General features: G+C 57.3%; 14 protein-coding genes. 8 read left to right on the top strand and 6 right to left on the bottom strand.

Going from position 1 to position 15,002, the window contains the following annotated elements; all coding sequences use genetic code 11:
- Positions 1–176: 176 nt before the first annotated feature.
- The 3 genes from ACKXF7_RS12425 (at position 177) to nrdR (ending at position 4,491) form a co-directional block, all read left to right on the top strand.
- Positions 177–1,460 (top strand): aminotransferase, encoded by a 1,284-nt coding sequence (locus ACKXF7_RS12425; RefSeq protein WP_249238681.1) that lies wholly within the window; start codon positions 177–179, stop codon positions 1,458–1,460.
- A gap of 185 nt (positions 1,461–1,645) precedes the next feature.
- Positions 1,646–3,982 carry a protein translocase subunit SecF gene (gene secF, locus ACKXF7_RS12420; protein ID WP_348583543.1) on the top strand — a complete coding sequence of 779 codons (2,337 nt, stop codon included), beginning with the start codon at positions 1,646–1,648 and terminating at the stop codon, positions 3,980–3,982.
- A gap of 38 nt (positions 3,983–4,020) precedes the next feature.
- On the top strand, positions 4,021–4,491 hold the full coding sequence (gene nrdR, locus ACKXF7_RS12415; RefSeq protein ID WP_249238683.1) for a transcriptional regulator NrdR: 471 nt from the start codon (positions 4,021–4,023) through the stop codon (positions 4,489–4,491).
- Between the two features lie 60 nt (positions 4,492–4,551).
- Here nrdR and ACKXF7_RS12410 read toward each other — a convergent pair whose 3' ends face one another.
- Positions 4,552–4,920: a DUF4363 family protein gene (locus ACKXF7_RS12410; protein WP_249238684.1), complete on the bottom strand. Its 369-nt coding sequence runs from the start codon at positions 4,918–4,920 to the stop codon at positions 4,552–4,554.
- Between the two features lie 9 nt (positions 4,921–4,929).
- Positions 4,930–5,622, bottom strand: a complete 693-nt coding sequence (locus ACKXF7_RS12405; RefSeq protein ID WP_249238685.1) for a DUF421 domain-containing protein — start codon at positions 5,620–5,622, stop codon at positions 4,930–4,932.
- Positions 5,623–5,703: 81 nt separating this feature from the next.
- On the opposite strand from ACKXF7_RS12405, the gene ACKXF7_RS12400 reads away from it, so the two are divergent.
- The 3 genes from ACKXF7_RS12400 (at position 5,704) to ACKXF7_RS12390 (ending at position 8,929) form a co-directional block, all read left to right on the top strand.
- Positions 5,704–7,206, top strand: coding sequence for a spore germination protein (locus ACKXF7_RS12400; protein WP_423741465.1), 1,503 nt, complete (start codon positions 5,704–5,706; stop codon positions 7,204–7,206).
- A complete protein-coding gene (locus tag ACKXF7_RS12395; protein ID WP_423741464.1) occupies positions 7,164–7,961 on the top strand; it encodes a hypothetical protein in 798 nt (265 codons plus the stop codon). The genes ACKXF7_RS12400 and ACKXF7_RS12395 overlap by 43 nt, the downstream gene beginning before the upstream one ends.
- A gap of 86 nt (positions 7,962–8,047) precedes the next feature.
- Complete coding sequence (locus tag ACKXF7_RS12390; protein ID WP_423741463.1) at positions 8,048–8,929, top strand: hypothetical protein; 882 nt, start codon at positions 8,048–8,050, stop codon at positions 8,927–8,929.
- Positions 8,930–8,947: 18 nt separating this feature from the next.
- Here ACKXF7_RS12390 and ACKXF7_RS12385 read toward each other — a convergent pair whose 3' ends face one another.
- The 4 genes from ACKXF7_RS12385 to ACKXF7_RS12370 all read right to left on the bottom strand — a co-directional run bounded on the left by ACKXF7_RS12385 (position 8,948) and on the right by ACKXF7_RS12370 (position 12,766).
- Positions 8,948–9,631: a sensor histidine kinase gene (locus ACKXF7_RS12385; protein WP_423742634.1), complete on the bottom strand. Its 684-nt coding sequence runs from the start codon at positions 9,629–9,631 to the stop codon at positions 8,948–8,950.
- 185 nt (positions 9,632–9,816) lie between these two features.
- Entirely contained in the window at positions 9,817–10,296 is a 480-nt protein-coding gene (locus tag ACKXF7_RS12380) for a hypothetical protein (RefSeq protein ID WP_423741462.1), read from the bottom strand.
- Positions 10,293–10,982, bottom strand: a complete 690-nt coding sequence (locus ACKXF7_RS12375) for a response regulator transcription factor (RefSeq protein WP_423741461.1) — start codon at positions 10,980–10,982, stop codon at positions 10,293–10,295. The genes ACKXF7_RS12380 and ACKXF7_RS12375 overlap by 4 nt, the downstream gene beginning before the upstream one ends.
- Entirely contained in the window at positions 10,979–12,766 is a 1,788-nt protein-coding gene (locus ACKXF7_RS12370; RefSeq protein WP_418266190.1) for a Na/Pi cotransporter family protein, read from the bottom strand. The genes ACKXF7_RS12375 and ACKXF7_RS12370 overlap by 4 nt, the downstream gene beginning before the upstream one ends.
- A 367-nt stretch (positions 12,767–13,133) precedes the next feature.
- Here ACKXF7_RS12370 and hprK point away from each other — a divergent pair, with 367 nt between their 5' ends.
- Positions 13,134–14,069 carry an HPr(Ser) kinase/phosphatase gene (hprK, locus tag ACKXF7_RS12365; RefSeq protein WP_249236580.1) on the top strand — a complete coding sequence of 312 codons (936 nt, stop codon included), beginning with the start codon at positions 13,134–13,136 and terminating at the stop codon, positions 14,067–14,069.
- Positions 14,070–14,086: 17 nt separating this feature from the next.
- Positions 14,087–14,983, top strand: a complete 897-nt coding sequence (gene murB, locus ACKXF7_RS12360) for a UDP-N-acetylmuramate dehydrogenase (protein ID WP_423741460.1) — start codon at positions 14,087–14,089, stop codon at positions 14,981–14,983.
- The last annotated feature ends 19 nt before the right edge of the window (positions 14,984–15,002 follow it).

Genomic DNA, 15,002 nt, shown 5'->3' with positions numbered 1-15,002 from the left:
AGCTTTTTGCTTTTAGCAGGGCTTTTTGTTTTAATATTCTTGTTTCCGGGCTGAAAATGTACTATAATATTAAGGTCTGGATGCAGTACGGAGCCGGTTCCCTGGCAGGAAGGCTCCATCGGATGCAACGCCAGCGCAATGGGTAACAGGAAGTACGATAAAGGAGTGTGTTTCCAATGGCAAATTATCTTGCAATGAACCGTGATGAACTCACTGCTGAAAAGGCAGCGCTTGAAGCAAAGTACAAGGAATTTCAGGCCAAGGGCCTCAAGCTGAATATGGCCCGCGGCAAGCCCGGCCCTCACCAGATGGATCTGGCCATGGACCTGCTGAAGATGAACGATTACACCACCGATGCCGGCACGGATGCCCGCAACTATGGTGAGCTGGAAGGCCTGCAGGAAGCCCGTGTGCTGTTCGCGGATGTATTCGGCGTGCAGCCCGGCGAGGTGTTCGTGGGCGGCAATTCCAGCCTGCAGCTGATGTACAACCTCATCAACATCGGCTATGTGTTTGGTTTCCCGGAGTCTCCGTGCCCCTGGTCTCAGGTGGAGAAGCGCAAGTTCCTCTGCCCGGTGCCCGGCTATGACCGTCACTTTGCCATCACCGAGGAGTTTGGCTTTGAGCTCATCAGTGTGCCGATGACCCCCAACGGCCCGGACATGGATATTGTGGAAAAGCTGGTGGCCGAGGATGCCGATATCAAGGGCATCTGGTGCGTGCCGCAGTATTCTAACCCTGATGGCTACACCTACAGCGATGAGACCATCGAGCGTTTTGCGAAGATGAAGACCGCTGCGCCTGATTTCAAGATCTTCTGGGATGAGGCCTATATCGTCCATCATCTCACCGATGAGATCATCGAGACTCCGGTGCTGCTGAACGAGAGCAAGAAGTACGGCAACGAAGACCGTGTGTTCATGTTCACCTCCACCAGCAAGATCACCTTCCCGGGCGCAGGCGTCTCTGCCATTGCCTGCAGCGAGAGCAGCATGAAGTATATGTGCAAGCGCTTCTCGGTCATGATCATCAGCTACGACAAGATGAACCAGCTGCGCCATGTCCGCTTCCTGAAGAACAAGGAAGGCGTTCTGGCCCACATGGCAAAGCATCGCCGTCGTCTGGTGCCCTGCTTCGATGCCGTCAAGACGGCATTCAAGAACAACCTCATTCCCTGCGGCGACATTGCCCACTGGACAGACCCCAAGGGCGGCTACTTCATCAGCCTGTATGTGATGCCCGGCTGTGCAAAGCGCGTGGCAGGTCTGTGCAAGGATGCGGGCCTGACCCTGACCGGTGCCGGTTCTGCCTATCCCTACCACAAGGATCCTCAGGATTCTCACCTGCGCATTGCACCTACCTATCCCAGTCTGGACGAGGTAGAAATGGCGTCCGAACTGCTGTGCGTCTGCGTGCGTCTGGCGGTCGTGGAAAAGCTGCTGGCTGATAAGGCGGACTAAGATCTAACGATTCCTGATTTTATCTCCTCTGTGCGGCTCGCTTGAGCCGTCAGGGGAGTTTTGTCGCAGGAAAGCCGGCATGACGGCTGCCCTGCGGAAGAAAGACGGCCCGCAGAAGGCGGGTCTGTACCAGAATACGGGCAGCGGCTGTCTGTGCCGCTGCTTTTGGAGGTTCCCTGAATTTTATGAAAACAAAAGGCAAAGCATGGCATCTTGTCGCCGCAGTGCTGCTGATCGCAGTGTTCGTCTACACTGCCTTCTTCGGCGTATATGCCAAGTACGGCGATACGACCACGACCTACATCAAGGGCGCAAAGGATATCCGCTTCGGTGTGGATATCAAGGGCGGCGTAAACGTCACCTTTGTGCCGTCGGATGGCTACGATGCCACCGAAGAACAGTTGGAGGCCGCGCAGCTTGTAATTGAGAACCGTCTGGTCGCTTTGAACGTGACCGACTATGAGCTGTATGTGGACAACACCTCCGACAGCCTGATCCTCGAGTTTCCGTGGCAGTCCGGTGAGACGGATTTTGACCCGGAAGCGGCGATCGACGAGATCGGCACCACCGCGTACCTCACCTTCCGGGAGGGCAGCAGTGCCGACGGTGAGCTGATTTTGGACGGCTCCATGATCGAGAGCGCCGCAGCCCAGTATGGCCCTGTGACCAGCGGGGGTGCATCGGAGTATTTCGTCTCTCTGAAATTTACGGACGACGGTGCCAAGGCATTCGGTGATGCGACCACCCGGCTGGCCGCGTCCAAAGGTACCATCAGCATCTGGCTGGATGACGAGAACGTGAGCACCGCAACCGTGAACACTGCGATCACCGATGGCTCTGCCATCATCACCAGTTCGGCATCCAATCCCTTCACGCAGGAGCAGGTCGTCAAGATGGCCCGCCAGATCAACTCCGGCGCACTGCCCTTTGCGCTGACTGTGGACAGCTACTCTACCGTCAGCCCCAGCCTGGGCGAAAACAGCCTGAGCGCCATGGTGCTGGCCGGTCTGATCGCATTTGCGCTGATCGTGGTATTCATGACCATCCTGTACCGCCTGCCGGGCTTTTTGGCCTGCATGGCACTGGCCGGTCAGGTGGCGGCAACGCTGGCGTTCGTGTCCGGTTATTTCCCGGTATTTGAAAGCTTCACCATGACCCTGCCCGGTATCGCCGGCATCATTCTGGCCATCGGCATGGGTGTGGATGCCAACGTTATCACCGCAGAGCGCATCAAGGAAGAGCTGAAGAACGGCAAGTCGCTGGACGGTGCACTCAAGAGCGGCTTTGCCCGCGGCCTGACGCCGATCATTGACGGCAACGTGACCATCGTTATCGTGGCGATTGTGCTGATGGGTGCCTTCGGCCCCTCGGACGGCCTGTTTGCCAAGGCACTGCACTTTGTATTCTTTGCCTTTGGCCCGTCCACTGCCGGTACGATCTATGCTTTCGGCTACACGCTGCTTACCGGCGTGCTGCTGAACTTTGTGTTTGGCGTGTTTGCTACCCGTGTGATGATCCGCGGCGCAGCTTCCATTAAGGCACTGCGCAACCCCTGGCTTTACGGCGCTGAAAAGCCCGGCAAGGAAACGGCAGAAAAGAAGCCCATCGATTTTGTGGGCCTGCGCAAGCGCTTCCTGACTATTTCCACCTGCCTGATGGCAGCCATCGTGCTGTGCGCTGTGGTGTTCGGCGTCCATCTGGATACCGAGTTCACCGGCGGTGCCATGATCACCCTGAGCTACGAGGGCAGCTTTACCACGGCGGATGTGCAGAAAACGGCTTCCGCTGCACTGGACAGCACCGGCCTGACCCTGCAGACCGGCGAGAACGTTGCCACCGGCGACCAGACCTTGAAAATTTCCATGCCCGGCACCGAGACGGTGACCACGGAACAGGTGGCCGACCTGTTGGACAGCCTGAACGAGAGCTATCCGGAAAACCACTTTGAGCAGCTGTCCCTGAGCAATGTCAGCGCTGCCATGGGCATCAAGTTCCTGCAGAAGAGTCTGGTGGCTGTGGTGTTCGCACTGGTGCTGATCCTGCTGTACATTGCCCTGCGCTTCAAGAACATCGGCGGCCTGACCGGCGGCATGATGGCAGTGCTGGCATTGGTGAACGACCTGATGGTGGTGTTTGGCACCTTCGTGCTGCTGCGCACTCCGCTGGACGGCAATTTCATTGCAGCCATGCTGACCATTCTGGGCTACTCCATCAATGATACCGTTGTGGTCTACGACCGTATCCGTGAAAACCGCACCCTGATGGGCAAAAAAGCCTCGTTTGAAGAGCTGGTCAACCGCTCGGTCAATCAGTCTGCCCGCCGCACCCTCATCACCACCATTACCACGGTAATGGCACTGGGTGTTATGTGTGTCGTGGCAAAGCTGTACGGTCTGGACAGCATCTTTACCTTTGCGTTCCCGCTGATGATGGGCATGATCAGCGGTGTGTATACTTCGCTGTGCGTTTCCACCTCTGCGTGGGTGCTGTGGAGCGAGCGCAAGCCCAAGACCAAAGCGTAAAAACACAGCCCGGTCAGACCGGACAGGAGGAACAGAACATGAAATGTCCCTATTGCGGAGCTGAGGAATCCAAAGTGATCGACTCCCGCCCCACTGAAGACAGCGAACGCATCCGCCGCCGCCGCGAATGTCTCAGCTGCCACATGCGCTTTACGACCTATGAGGTCGTGGAGACTGTTCCGCTTGTGGTCATCAAAAAGGACAGCTCCCGGGAACCCTTTGACCGGCAGAAGCTGCTCAATGCCATGGTGCGTGCCTGTGCCAAGCGCCCGGTCAGCTATGAGTCATTGGAGCGGGCGGTCAGCAGCATTGAGCAGACCCTGCTCAGCTCCTACGACCGTGAGATCCCCAGTGTACGCATTGGTGAGCTGACCATGCAGGAACTGAAAAAGATCGACGAGGTGGCGTATGTCCGCTTTGCCTCCGTCTATCGCCAGTTCGCGGATGTGGAGAGCTTTTTCAATGAGCTGCAGAAGCTGATGGGCGACCGCAGGGAACCACAGAAATAACAGAATAGACCCCATGAGCACCGGAACTGTGTCCGAACAGGCACAGTTCCGGTGCTTTTGTCATACCAGCCGATGGGAGAGCCATTCCAGCGTTTCCACCTGTACCTGTGCGCGCCGCAGCTCACCAAAGGCTTCCTCGGGAGCATTCATTTCCAGATGGCCGTCCGCAGCCCGCAGGGCGGCTTCCAGTTCGGTAAAATCTGCAGTGCGCAGCAGGTGATTCATGCTTGTCCGCATCTGGTCGCACCGGGCGGCACCGTCGGCAAGGGCCTGCCGCGCAGCAGGATGATCCGCATTGCGGATGGCCTCGGCAGCTGCGTCAAGGTCTGCCGAGATCACTTCGGCAAAGCTTTGCACCTTCCAGCTGCTGTAAAAAGCCACACCCAGCAGCACGGCCACAATGGCGATACATGCATAGATCCGCTTCATCCACTCACCTCACCGGGGACCGCTTCCATGGCGGTCCTCTTTTTTTAACAGAAAATAGTCTTCGGTCTCGCTGCCGATCAACAGCAGGATCTCCTCGGGCAGCAGGGTGTTGGCCTGTGCAGTCCGCTCCAGCCATTCGCGGTCTTTGCCGCACCAGCGCAGATTGTCCTCCAGCACCTGACCGTCCAGCACAAAGGGGATGATGGCGTTGGCATGGTTTACCTTGATCTGCAGGTCGGAAAGTCGGACAGGTTCTTTCTCCGGCCGCAGGGCCGCCGAGAGGGTCCCGTTTGTTTCGATCACGGCGTAGGAGACCTCACGCGGGTCAAAGATGTTTTTGCCGCGCAGCGCCTCCATCAGATCGGCGGTGGTCAGGCGCAGCATCCGCAGAGCATTCTGGTCGATCTTTCCATCCAGTATGACCGTTTTGGGCCTGCCGGATAGAAAATTGAAGAATTTCTGGCTGCGGAAGCTCAGCACAGAACCCAGCAGTTCCAGCGCCGCAATAAGGAACAGGGGAATGAGGCTGGATGTGATGGGCACCTCTTCCGATTCGATGGAGATGGACGCCAGATTGGAAATGAGGATGGTGGACACCAGCTCTTCCGGCTGCAATTCACCCAGCTGGCGTTTGCCCATCAGCCGCATGGCAAACAGAACGCATAGATAAATGATGATGGTTCGGCAGATCAGAAGCTTCAAAAAACAAGACCTCCTGTCGGTTGCAAAGGGAATGGAATGTGCATCATACGGGCATACTGCTGTGCAAAGGAGTGGACATGGATGCAGCAGTTATCACAGAGTCTGTCGGCAAATCTAGCGGCACTGGACCGGATGTTTGGCCCTTCTGCGGATTATTATGCCAAAGAGATCACGATTTATCATTGCAAAGCCGTCATTCTTTTGTTTGACGGCATGGCCAGTCTGGATTCACTCTGGACGCTTTTGCTGGATGCGGCCAGCCGTCAGGCCCCGCCGGTGCAGCCCGGACAGTGCTGCACCGGGATGCAGGCCTACGAGCTGATTTTGCACGACTCGGCTTTTCCGGCAGAGAATGCGCCGGTAGAGGATATGGACGAACTGACCAAACGGCTGACAGCAGGCATGGCGGTGCTGCTTTTGGACGGCTGCGCAAAGGGCATTGCGTTCTCGGTACAGGGTCTCAAGTTCCGCTCGGTGGGCGAACCCTCGGGCGAGGGAAATCTGCGCGGTTCCCGCGAGGGCTTTGCCGATCTGCTGCGGGTCAACCTGAGCCTGCTGCGGCGGCTCATCCGCAGTGAACAGCTGGTACAGGAAGCGGCACAGGCAGACACCGGAATGCGGACGGAATATGCCATCTGCTACTGCAAAAACAAAGCAGACCCTGCCATGGTGCAGCGTGTGCGCAAAACGCTTGCGGCGGCAAAACCGGAGCTTCTGCTGGATTCCAGCTACTTTGTACCGTGGCTGCTGCCGGGCAAGGCGCGGCTGTTCACGCCGGTGAGCTATACCGAGCGGCCCGCCGTGGCGGCAGCAAAGCTCTGTGAGGGAAAAATCGTGGTTCTGGTCAATGGCAGCCCTTCCGCCATGGTGCTTCCGGCCCTCTTCTGCGAAAACTTTGAATGTCTGGATGATTATGCATCCACCGCGGTGTTTTCCTCTTTTCTGCGCGTCCTGAAATATATTTCGTTTTACCTGACCGTATTTCTGCCGGGGGTGTTCGTGTGTCTGGCGGTCTATCTGCCGGAACTGATCCCGCCGCAGCTGCTGTACAGGATCGAAGCGGCAGAAAAGGCAACGCCGCTGCCGCTGTTTGCAGAAATGCTGCTGGTCATGCTTATTCTGGAAGTCATCCGGGAAGCGGGTCTGCGGATGCCTCAGTCGCTGGGGCACTCGGTCAGTCTGGTGTCGGCCCTTATCATCGGAGATGCCGCCATTGCCACCGGGCTTATGAGCACGCCGGTGATCTTTGTGGCAAGCATCACGGCCATTGCGGTGTTCGTCACGCCCTCTTTGTACGAGCCTGCGACGCTGCTGCGTCTGGGTGTGGTGCTGGCTGCAGGTCTTGCCGGGCCGGTGGGTCTTGCGGGGGCTTTTTTTGCGTTTCTGCTCAGCCTATCCGGTACGGCCTGTCTGCAGGTGCCGTATCTGGCGGCGCACCCGTTTCCGCAGCGGCCCATGGCAGAGGATGGCGTAATCCGCCGCAACTACCGCCGCCTTTCGCAGAAGGGCTTTAACATTTGGCAAAGACGGGAGGAAAAGGAATGCAAGGGCAGAAGAAACTCTCTTTTTCCGCACTGGCATTGAGTGTATGGACGGCAGCTCTGGCAGAGAGCCTTGAACCGGGCGTTTCCCTGCGCGGGATGCTTCTTTATGGAGTGCTCGGGGCACTGTTGCTGACCGGAATCAGCGCGGTGCTGTATGTCTGCTGGCAGCAGACGGCGGTGCGGCAGGTCTGGCTTTTTGCGGCAGTCCTCGGGCTTCTGGCAGAGGCGTTCAGGACGGCAATGCAGGCGCAGAACGTCTGTCGGCAGGAGTTTCATTCCATGGCACTGATCGGCTTGCTCCCGCTGCTGCTCTGGGCGGGATGCCGCATTCCGCTTTCCGGCTGGGATGCCCCGGCAAGGGTGCTGTGGTGGTTTGTGCTGCTGGGGGAGGGACTCTGTCTGGCAGGCATTGCAGGCCAGATGGAATGGTCCCATCTGCTGGAACCGGATGCGGTGCAGCTGGCCCGGCTGCCGCGTGTGCCGCTGTACGCGGAGTATCTGCTCTGGCCCCTTCTGATAGAAGAACCTGCGCCGCGCCGCGTTCTTTTTCTTCCGTGGCTGACTTTTTTGGCACAGGTGTGTCTTGCCGCCGGCATCTGCCTTGTGTTTGGCGAAACGGACTATCCGGAGCAGGAATTGCTGCGTGCATGGAGCGTGGGCATCTTCTCACGTATGGATGCGCTTCTGCTTCTGATCTGGCTTACCTGCGCTGTTTTCCGCATCGGATTCCTCTGCGCAGCGGCAGGTGAGCTGTGGAAAAAAGCTGCAAACTGCAGGAAAGGAGCAGCAGGATGAGGCGGCGGCTCCGGCATTCAATCGGCACGCTTTTGCTGGTAGGCTGGTGCCTGCTGTTTCTCCGCTGCGAGACCACGGAGAAAAGCATGGTAAGAGCACTCTATCTTGCACAAAACGAGGCAACGGTGACAGTCGGGCTTTTGTATCAGGCACCGGAAGCATCTGCGGATGCATCCGAAGCGTCGGCCGCAATGCAGATGCGGCTGGCCGAAGAAAGTACGCTGGAAAAGGCACTTTCGTCCGTGCAAAAAAAGCTGCCGCAGAAGGCAGACTACCGCCTGTGCGACTTTCTCATAATAAGTGAGAACACCTCAGAAGAACTGCTTTCTGCCTATGAGTCCATCGTTCTGGAAAGCGGGCGGGGGCGTGCGGCGGCAAAAGCTTCCATCCTTGCAGTTTCCACGGAAGAACTGGAAAAACAGCTTGAAGCTGCAGAAGGGCTTCCGGACAGACTCCTGAATGAATTGAAGCAGGAATCGGGCCGGATGCCACGCCTGTACCAGCATCGGGATGGAATGTTCTGGCCGCAGCTTACCTTGCAAGATGAGGAGCTTTCCGCTGCCGGAACAAGTGTTTTCCGGAAAGGGGAGCAGCGCATCAAGCTGGACGCCCAGCAGACGGCAGTGGTTCAGCTTCTGTCCGGGATGCGCGGGACGCATACGCTTTGGCTTGCGGAGGAACCGGTGACGATCCGCCGGTGCAGCGTTTCGTTCACGTTAAAAGGCGAATCGGTGCTCCTGCGTCTGGACTGCCAGCGCGGAGATGAGGCCCCGCAGCCCGGTGCCGCACAGTGCGCCCAGCTGGCCCGGCTGTGCACACAGACTGTGCAGAGCTTCTGGCAGCAGGGGATAGACCTTGTGCATCTGCAGCAGCGCAGCGCGTTGCAGTATGGTGTGGGCAGGGAAAAGATCACAATAAAAAACGACTGTCCGCAATTACAGACAGTCGTGAGATTTTTACCGGAATAGTGCAGAAGCTTCCGCTCCTCAGTTTGCAGTGGGGAAAGTGACGGTAATGGTGGTACCCGCGTCCACCTGACTTTCCAGCTTGATGCGGGCACCATGGATCAGCGCAATATGCTTGACAATCGCCAGTCCCAGACCGGTGCCGCCGGTCGCTTTGCTGCGGCTCTTATCCACACGGTAGAAGCGCTCAAACACGCTGGTCTGTGCTTCTTTCGGAATGCCGATGCCATTGTCCGTCACGGTCAGGGTACAATGGCCGTCCCGATTGCAGGCAGTGGTGATCTGCACTTTTCCGCCGGGCCGGTTGTAGCGGATGGCGTTATCACACAGGTTCTGGCACAGCTCATCCAGCAGAGGACGGTTGCCGTGTACAAGAGCACTTTCCCCCAGACAGGTCAGTGAGATATAAGCCCGGCGGGCATTCAGCTTCTGACGCTCCACGCACTCCTTTGCAACGCTCAGCAGATCGACCGTTTCCATTTCGGGCTCCGAGCCGGTCTCGCTTGCGTTGTCCAGACTGGAGAGCTGCAGGATATCATTGACCAGCTGGATCATGCGGCTGGCTTCCACATGGATCTTCTGCGCAAAGCCCGGCACATCCTCCGGCTTTGCAATGCCGGTCTCAATGAGCTCGGCGTAGCCGGAAATGCTGGTCAGAGGGGTCTTGAGTTCATGGCTGACATTGGCGGTGAATTCCTGCCGCATCTTCTCATTGTTTTCGCGCAGGATGCGGTCGGAATGGATGCTCTCTGCAAAGGGGATCAGCTCTTTGTAGGGCACATTGTCCTGAATATGGTCAAGGTCTTCGGTCATGCTCAGCACCGGCTGCACCAGCGCACGCGTCAGCAGGGTGGCCAGCACAGCGGCAGCCAGCATCAGCGCAACACAGCTCAGCACGATGGCGGGAATGGAGGAATCGTAGATAGACCACACCGTTTCGGCGTCCTGTGCAGTGCGCAGGATCTCGCCGTTCGGCAGCAGCACTGCATAATAGTAGGTCTCATATCCCATGGTTTGCGAGTCCCGGATATCACGGCCGATGCCGCCGGCCATAGCCTGCCGATCTCCGGCCGGGAAAGATGGTTTTCCATGGGCTGATCCGTGGCGGATTCAAACAGCACGCTGCCATCCTGCGAGATCAGAGTGATGCGCAGATCATTGGAAACAAAAGAAGTAAGCTGCTGCGGATCCTGCACCAGATCGTATCCGGCACTGACCAGTTCCGCCTCCCGCTCAAGGCCGGTCCATGCCTGTGCAGTAAAGGCTTTATGAAACACAAAGATACACAGTGCCGCTGTAAACAACAGACCAAAGAAACCCATCAGAAACAGTCGGTAGCTGATCTTTTCTTCCATGCTGCGCAGCTTCATTCTTCACCAGCCTCCTCTTCATCGGTCAGTTTGTAACCCACCTTGCGCACAGTGCAGATGTATTTGCCGGCATCCCCCAGCTTTTTGCGCAGGGTGCGGATATGCATATCCACAGTACGGCTCTCCACCGAAATGTCGGTGCCCCACACCACCTGCAGAATGGTCTCGCGTGTCACCACCAGATTGGTGTTCTCCAGCAGCAAACGCAGCAGGCTGTACTCCTTGTAGGTCAGCTCTACCGGCGTTCCGCTCACAGTCACGTTGTGACGGGCATCGTCCAGCAGGATCTCGTGAAAGCTGAGCACATTGGGACGTGCTTCCGGAGCCGAGCGGCGCAGGGCAGCACGCACCCGGCTCAGAAACTCCATGATGCCAAAGGGCTTTGTGATGTAATCATCTGCGCCGCAGTCCAGCCCGCGCACCGTGTCCAGCTCGCTGGATTTGGCCGTGACCATAATGATGGGCAGCCGCCGCAGGGAAGGGGTGTTGCGCAGCTTTTTCAGGATAGAGAAGCCGTCCTCACCGGGCAGCATCACGTCCAGAATCACCAGCTCCGGCTCTGCAGCGTGCATGGCCTGCCAGAAGGGCTCCGAGCTCTCAAAGCTGGCCACCTCGTATCCGCTGGACTGCAGGGCATACTGCTCCAGCTCCCGGATGGCGGCATCGTCTTCCACAATATAGATCATTTGTCAAAATCCTCCGCAGACTGATTTTCAGGGAAAAGATAGCGCTCACGGTAACGGTCCAAACGACGATGGAATTCCTCGCTTTCCTTGGTGTCACTGCCGTGACGCAGCTCGTTGAGGTAAGCGTGGGTATCAAAACTGTCCTGTGCGACCTCGATCTGTGCAACGGCAACATTGCTGCAGTGGTCGCACACGCGCTCATAGTTGGTCAGCAGGTCATCCAGAACAAAGCCGTACTCGATGGAGCAGTTGCCGGCCTGCAGGCGAGCGATATGATGGGCTTTGATGGCGCGCACCAGCTCATTGACCACGGCTTCCAGCGGCTCCACCTTGCTGGCAAGATGCAGGTCGCCTTTATGGAAGGCATCGGTGGTGCGGTTCAGGATATCCTGCACGGCATCCTCCAGCACCTGCAGCTCGTCCCGGGCATCCTGCGAGAACTGGATGTCTTTGGTGTGCATCTCCTCGGCGGATTCCAGCAGGTTTACGGAATGGTCGCTGATGCGCTCAAAATCGCTGATGGTGTGCAGCAGGGTGTTCACGCTCTGGCTGTCGGTGTGGTTCAGCTCACGGCTGGAAAGCTTGACAAGGTAGGTGCCGAGGGCGTCCTCGTAACGGTCTACCTGCGTCTCCTCCTCGCGGACCTTCTGCGCAAGTGTGTCGTTCCACTCATGGGTCAGGCTCATGGCCTGCATCACGCCCACACGGGCAAGCTCTGCCATTTCAGCCGTAGCAGAGCGGGCGCGCTCCACAGCCACAGCAGGGGTGTTCAGCAGGCGGTCATCCAGCAGCGCAAAGCTTTCCTTTTCCGGCGAATCCGGAATGGTGAGGATGGCCAGCTTTTCCAGCAGGCTTGCAAAGGGCAGCAGCACCAGCGTTGCCACGATATTGAACACCGAGTGCACCACAGCGATGCCCCATGCCTCGATGGTGGTGTTCACAAAAGCAAAGTGGCAGACTGTATTCAGGCCGTAAAAACCGACAAGGAAGATGCTTACACCGATGATGTTGAAGTACAGATGGACCATGGCAGCACGGCGTGCATTCTTGTTGGCGCCCACAGAGGAGATCAACGCGGTGACACAGGTTCCGATGTTCTGGCCCATGATGATGGGAATGGCACTGCCGTAGGTAATGACGCCGGTGGCGCTCAATGCCTGCAGGATGCCGACGCTGGCGCTGGAGCTCTGGATGATGCCGGTGACAAGGGCACCGACCAGAACGCCCAGAAGGGGGTTGGAGAAGCGGGTGAACAGGCTGGTGAACCATGCCTCGTTCTGCAGGGGCAGGACGGCGTTGGACATGGCAGTCATGCCGGTCATCAGCACAGCAAAGCCGATGAGAATGGTGCCGATGCCCTTTTTCTTCTCACTCTTACACATATACAGCAAAATGCCGATAAATGCAAGCAAAGGACTGAAAGAAGTGGGTTTGAGCAGATTGATGAGGAGACTGTCACCCTGCAGGCCGGAAAGGCTCAGAATCCAGCTGGTGACGGTGGTGCCCACATTGCTGCCCATGATGACGCCAATGGCCTGATGCAGTTCCATGATGCCGCTGTTGACAAAGCCGACCACCATCACGGTGGTAGCGCTGGAACTCTGGATCACAGCGGTGACGCACAGGCCAAGGAAAAACCCCTTGAGAGGGTTATCGGTCAGCTTGCTCAGAATCTTCTGCAGCTGGCCGCCGGCCTGCTTTTCCAGGGCCTTGCCCATGATGTCCATGCCGAACAAAAACAGGGCAAGGCCGCCAAGCAGGGAAAAGACATTGAAAATGGTCATAAAGATTTCCTCACTTTTGATTTCAGAAGCTGCTTTCACCCGCAGCGCACACCGCTTGAACAGCGGCGCTCTGCTTACAGAAAGAGCATCCTGCGTGTTTTGATGGTTCTCTCCTGTCTGAGAGTATACTGTTGCAATGTAAAATCCAAAATCCGCGGAATGTAAAATCCGTGTAAAAGTAAGAAAAATGTAAAAATAAAGTGCATGGACACGCTGCTGCGCAGGTTTCTTTCCGGCAAAGGAAAAAGAAAGAGCGGCTGTATTGTTTTTTAGGAATCATTCTATTATAATAAAAGGAAAGAATGCTGTGCCCGCCCGGCGGAATGGCGGTGCTGCACGGCAAAAGGGAGCACAGGAGGAAACAAGGATGGGCACATTCAATGTCTCGCTCAAAACGCTGACCGACCGTGTCAGTATGGAAGTTGTCTATACGCCAAAGGAACTGGATCAGATCTGTGTGGAGATCGCCGAGGTCAACCGTCCCGGTCTATTTCTTGCGGGTTATTACGATTATTTTGATAAGCTGCGCCTGCAGATCATGGGTCTGGCAGAGATGAACTTTCTGTCCGGCCTTTCGGCAGAAAAACGCTACGAAGCACTGGATCAGCTGTTTCGTCAGCAGCCGCCGGCTGTTATCGTCTGCCGCAGCGAGGAGTTGACTCCCTTCCCGGAAATGCAGGAACTGGCCCAGAAGCATGGCGTAGCGCTGCTGCGCTCCAACGAGACGACCTGTACGCTGATGGGCAGCCTGATCAGTGTGCTGAACTTGGAACTGGCTCCCCGCATCACCCGGCACGGCGTGCTGGTGGAGGTGTATGGCGAGGGCATCCTGATCTTGGGCGACAGCGGCATCGGCAAAAGTGAGCTTGCCATCGAGCTGGTCAAGCGCGGCCACCGTCTGGTAGCAGACGATGCTGTGGAGCTGCGCAAGGTGTCCAACCGCCAGATCATGGGCACCGCACCGGAAAATATCCGCCACTTTATTGAGCTGCGAGGCATTGGTATCGTCAATGTGGCCCGTGTGTACGGTGTTGGTGCGGTCAAACTGAGCGAAAGTCTGGACCTTGTTGTTCAGCTGGAGACATGGGACCCCACCAAAAACTACCAGCGCACCGGACTGGAAAACGAGTACTACGACATTCTGGGCGTCAGCATCCCCAGCACCAGCATTCCGGTCTCACCGGGCCGCAATCTGGCTGTCGTGCTGGAAACTGCCGCCATCAACAACCGCCAGAAGAAGATGGGCTACAATGCAGCGCGTGAGCTGCTGATCCGTCTGGGTCTGGATGACAAAATGGACTGATTTAGGAGTTATCCACTATGGAACGATTCAAACAGAAGCTGCTGCAGGCAGGCATCCCGTTTCGGGAGAACGAGCCGCTTGCGGCACACTGTACCTTTAAGATCGGCGGTCCCGCACAGCTGTTTGTGCAGCCGCAGACGGAACAGCAGCTTTGCAGTGCGGTTGCGCTGTGCAAAGAGCAGGCTGTCCGCTATTATCTGCTGGGCAACGGCAGCAATATCCTGTTTGCGGACGAGGGCTTTGCCGGTGTGGTGATCGACATTTCTGCACTGGGCAGCGATATTGCCGTTGAAGGTAATATGCTGCGAGCCGGTGCGGGCGTCCGGCTCGCAGCCCTGTGCAGGGCTGCGCTGGAACACGGCCTGTCCGGTCTGGAATTTGCCTACGGCATCCCCGGCACGGTGGGCGGTGCAGTGTATATGAATGCGGGTGCCTATGGCGGCGAAATGAAGGATGTCCTCACCGTGGTGCGGTACCTGACCGCAGAAGGAGAGGTCGTGCAGGCATCGGCAGCAGAGCTGGACCTGAGCTACCGCCACAGCATTTTTGAAGAAAATGGCGGCTGCATCCTTTCGGCGCAGTTTGCGCTGCAGCCCGGGAATGCAGCGGACATCCGTGCAAAAATGGATGAACTGATGGCAAAGCGTGTGGACAAGCAGCCGCTGGATAAGCCCAGCGCCGGCAGCACCTTCAAGCGCCCGGCAGGTGCTTTTGCAGCTGCACTCATCGACCAGTGCGGCCTGCGCGGTTTCCGTCACGGCGGTGCCGCCGTCAGCGATAAGCACTGCGGCTTTGTGGTCAACCTCGGCGGTGCCACCTGTGCTGATGTGCTGGCTCTCTGCGATGAAGTGCGTGCCATCGTGAAGGAAAAGACCGGCTATGAACTGGAAAAAGAGATCCGTGTTGTAAAATAAAAACATTGGCCAAGATAAA

Source organism: Faecalibacterium sp. 7 (assembly GCF_049562865.1).
Classification (GTDB): domain Bacteria; phylum Bacillota; class Clostridia; order Oscillospirales; family Ruminococcaceae; genus Faecalibacterium; species Faecalibacterium wellingii.
This window is presented reverse-complemented; position numbering and strand designations above follow the sequence as displayed.

What these genes read in the sequence shown, in the direction of transcription:
- ACKXF7_RS12425 (WP_249238681.1), top strand. Translation starts at nt 177, where the DNA reads ATGGCAAATTATCTTGCAATGAACCGTGATGAACTCACTGCTGAAAAG.
- secF (WP_348583543.1), top strand. Translation starts at nt 1,646, where the DNA reads ATGAAAACAAAAGGCAAAGCATGGCATCTTGTCGCCGCAGTGCTGCTG.
- nrdR (WP_249238683.1), top strand. Translation starts at nt 4,021, where the DNA reads ATGAAATGTCCCTATTGCGGAGCTGAGGAATCCAAAGTGATCGACTCC.
- ACKXF7_RS12410 (WP_249238684.1), bottom strand. Translation starts at nt 4,920, where the DNA reads ATGAAGCGGATCTATGCATGTATCGCCATTGTGGCCGTGCTGCTGGGT.
- ACKXF7_RS12400 (WP_423741465.1), top strand. Translation starts at nt 5,704, where the DNA reads ATGCAGCAGTTATCACAGAGTCTGTCGGCAAATCTAGCGGCACTGGAC.
- ACKXF7_RS12395 (WP_423741464.1), top strand. Translation starts at nt 7,164, where the DNA reads ATGCAAGGGCAGAAGAAACTCTCTTTTTCCGCACTGGCATTGAGTGTA.
- ACKXF7_RS12390 (WP_423741463.1), top strand. Translation starts at nt 8,048, where the DNA reads ATGGTAAGAGCACTCTATCTTGCACAAAACGAGGCAACGGTGACAGTC.
- ACKXF7_RS12385 (WP_423742634.1), bottom strand. Translation starts at nt 9,631, where the DNA reads ATGCGGCAGGAATTCACCGCCAATGTCAGCCATGAACTCAAGACCCCT.
- ACKXF7_RS12380 (WP_423741462.1), bottom strand. Translation starts at nt 10,296, where the DNA reads ATGAAGCTGCGCAGCATGGAAGAAAAGATCAGCTACCGACTGTTTCTG.
- ACKXF7_RS12375 (WP_423741461.1), bottom strand. Translation starts at nt 10,982, where the DNA reads ATGATCTATATTGTGGAAGACGATGCCGCCATCCGGGAGCTGGAGCAG.
- ACKXF7_RS12370 (WP_418266190.1), bottom strand. Translation starts at nt 12,766, where the DNA reads ATGACCATTTTCAATGTCTTTTCCCTGCTTGGCGGCCTTGCCCTGTTT.
- hprK (WP_249236580.1), top strand. Translation starts at nt 13,134, where the DNA reads ATGGGCACATTCAATGTCTCGCTCAAAACGCTGACCGACCGTGTCAGT.
- murB (WP_423741460.1), top strand. Translation starts at nt 14,087, where the DNA reads ATGGAACGATTCAAACAGAAGCTGCTGCAGGCAGGCATCCCGTTTCGG.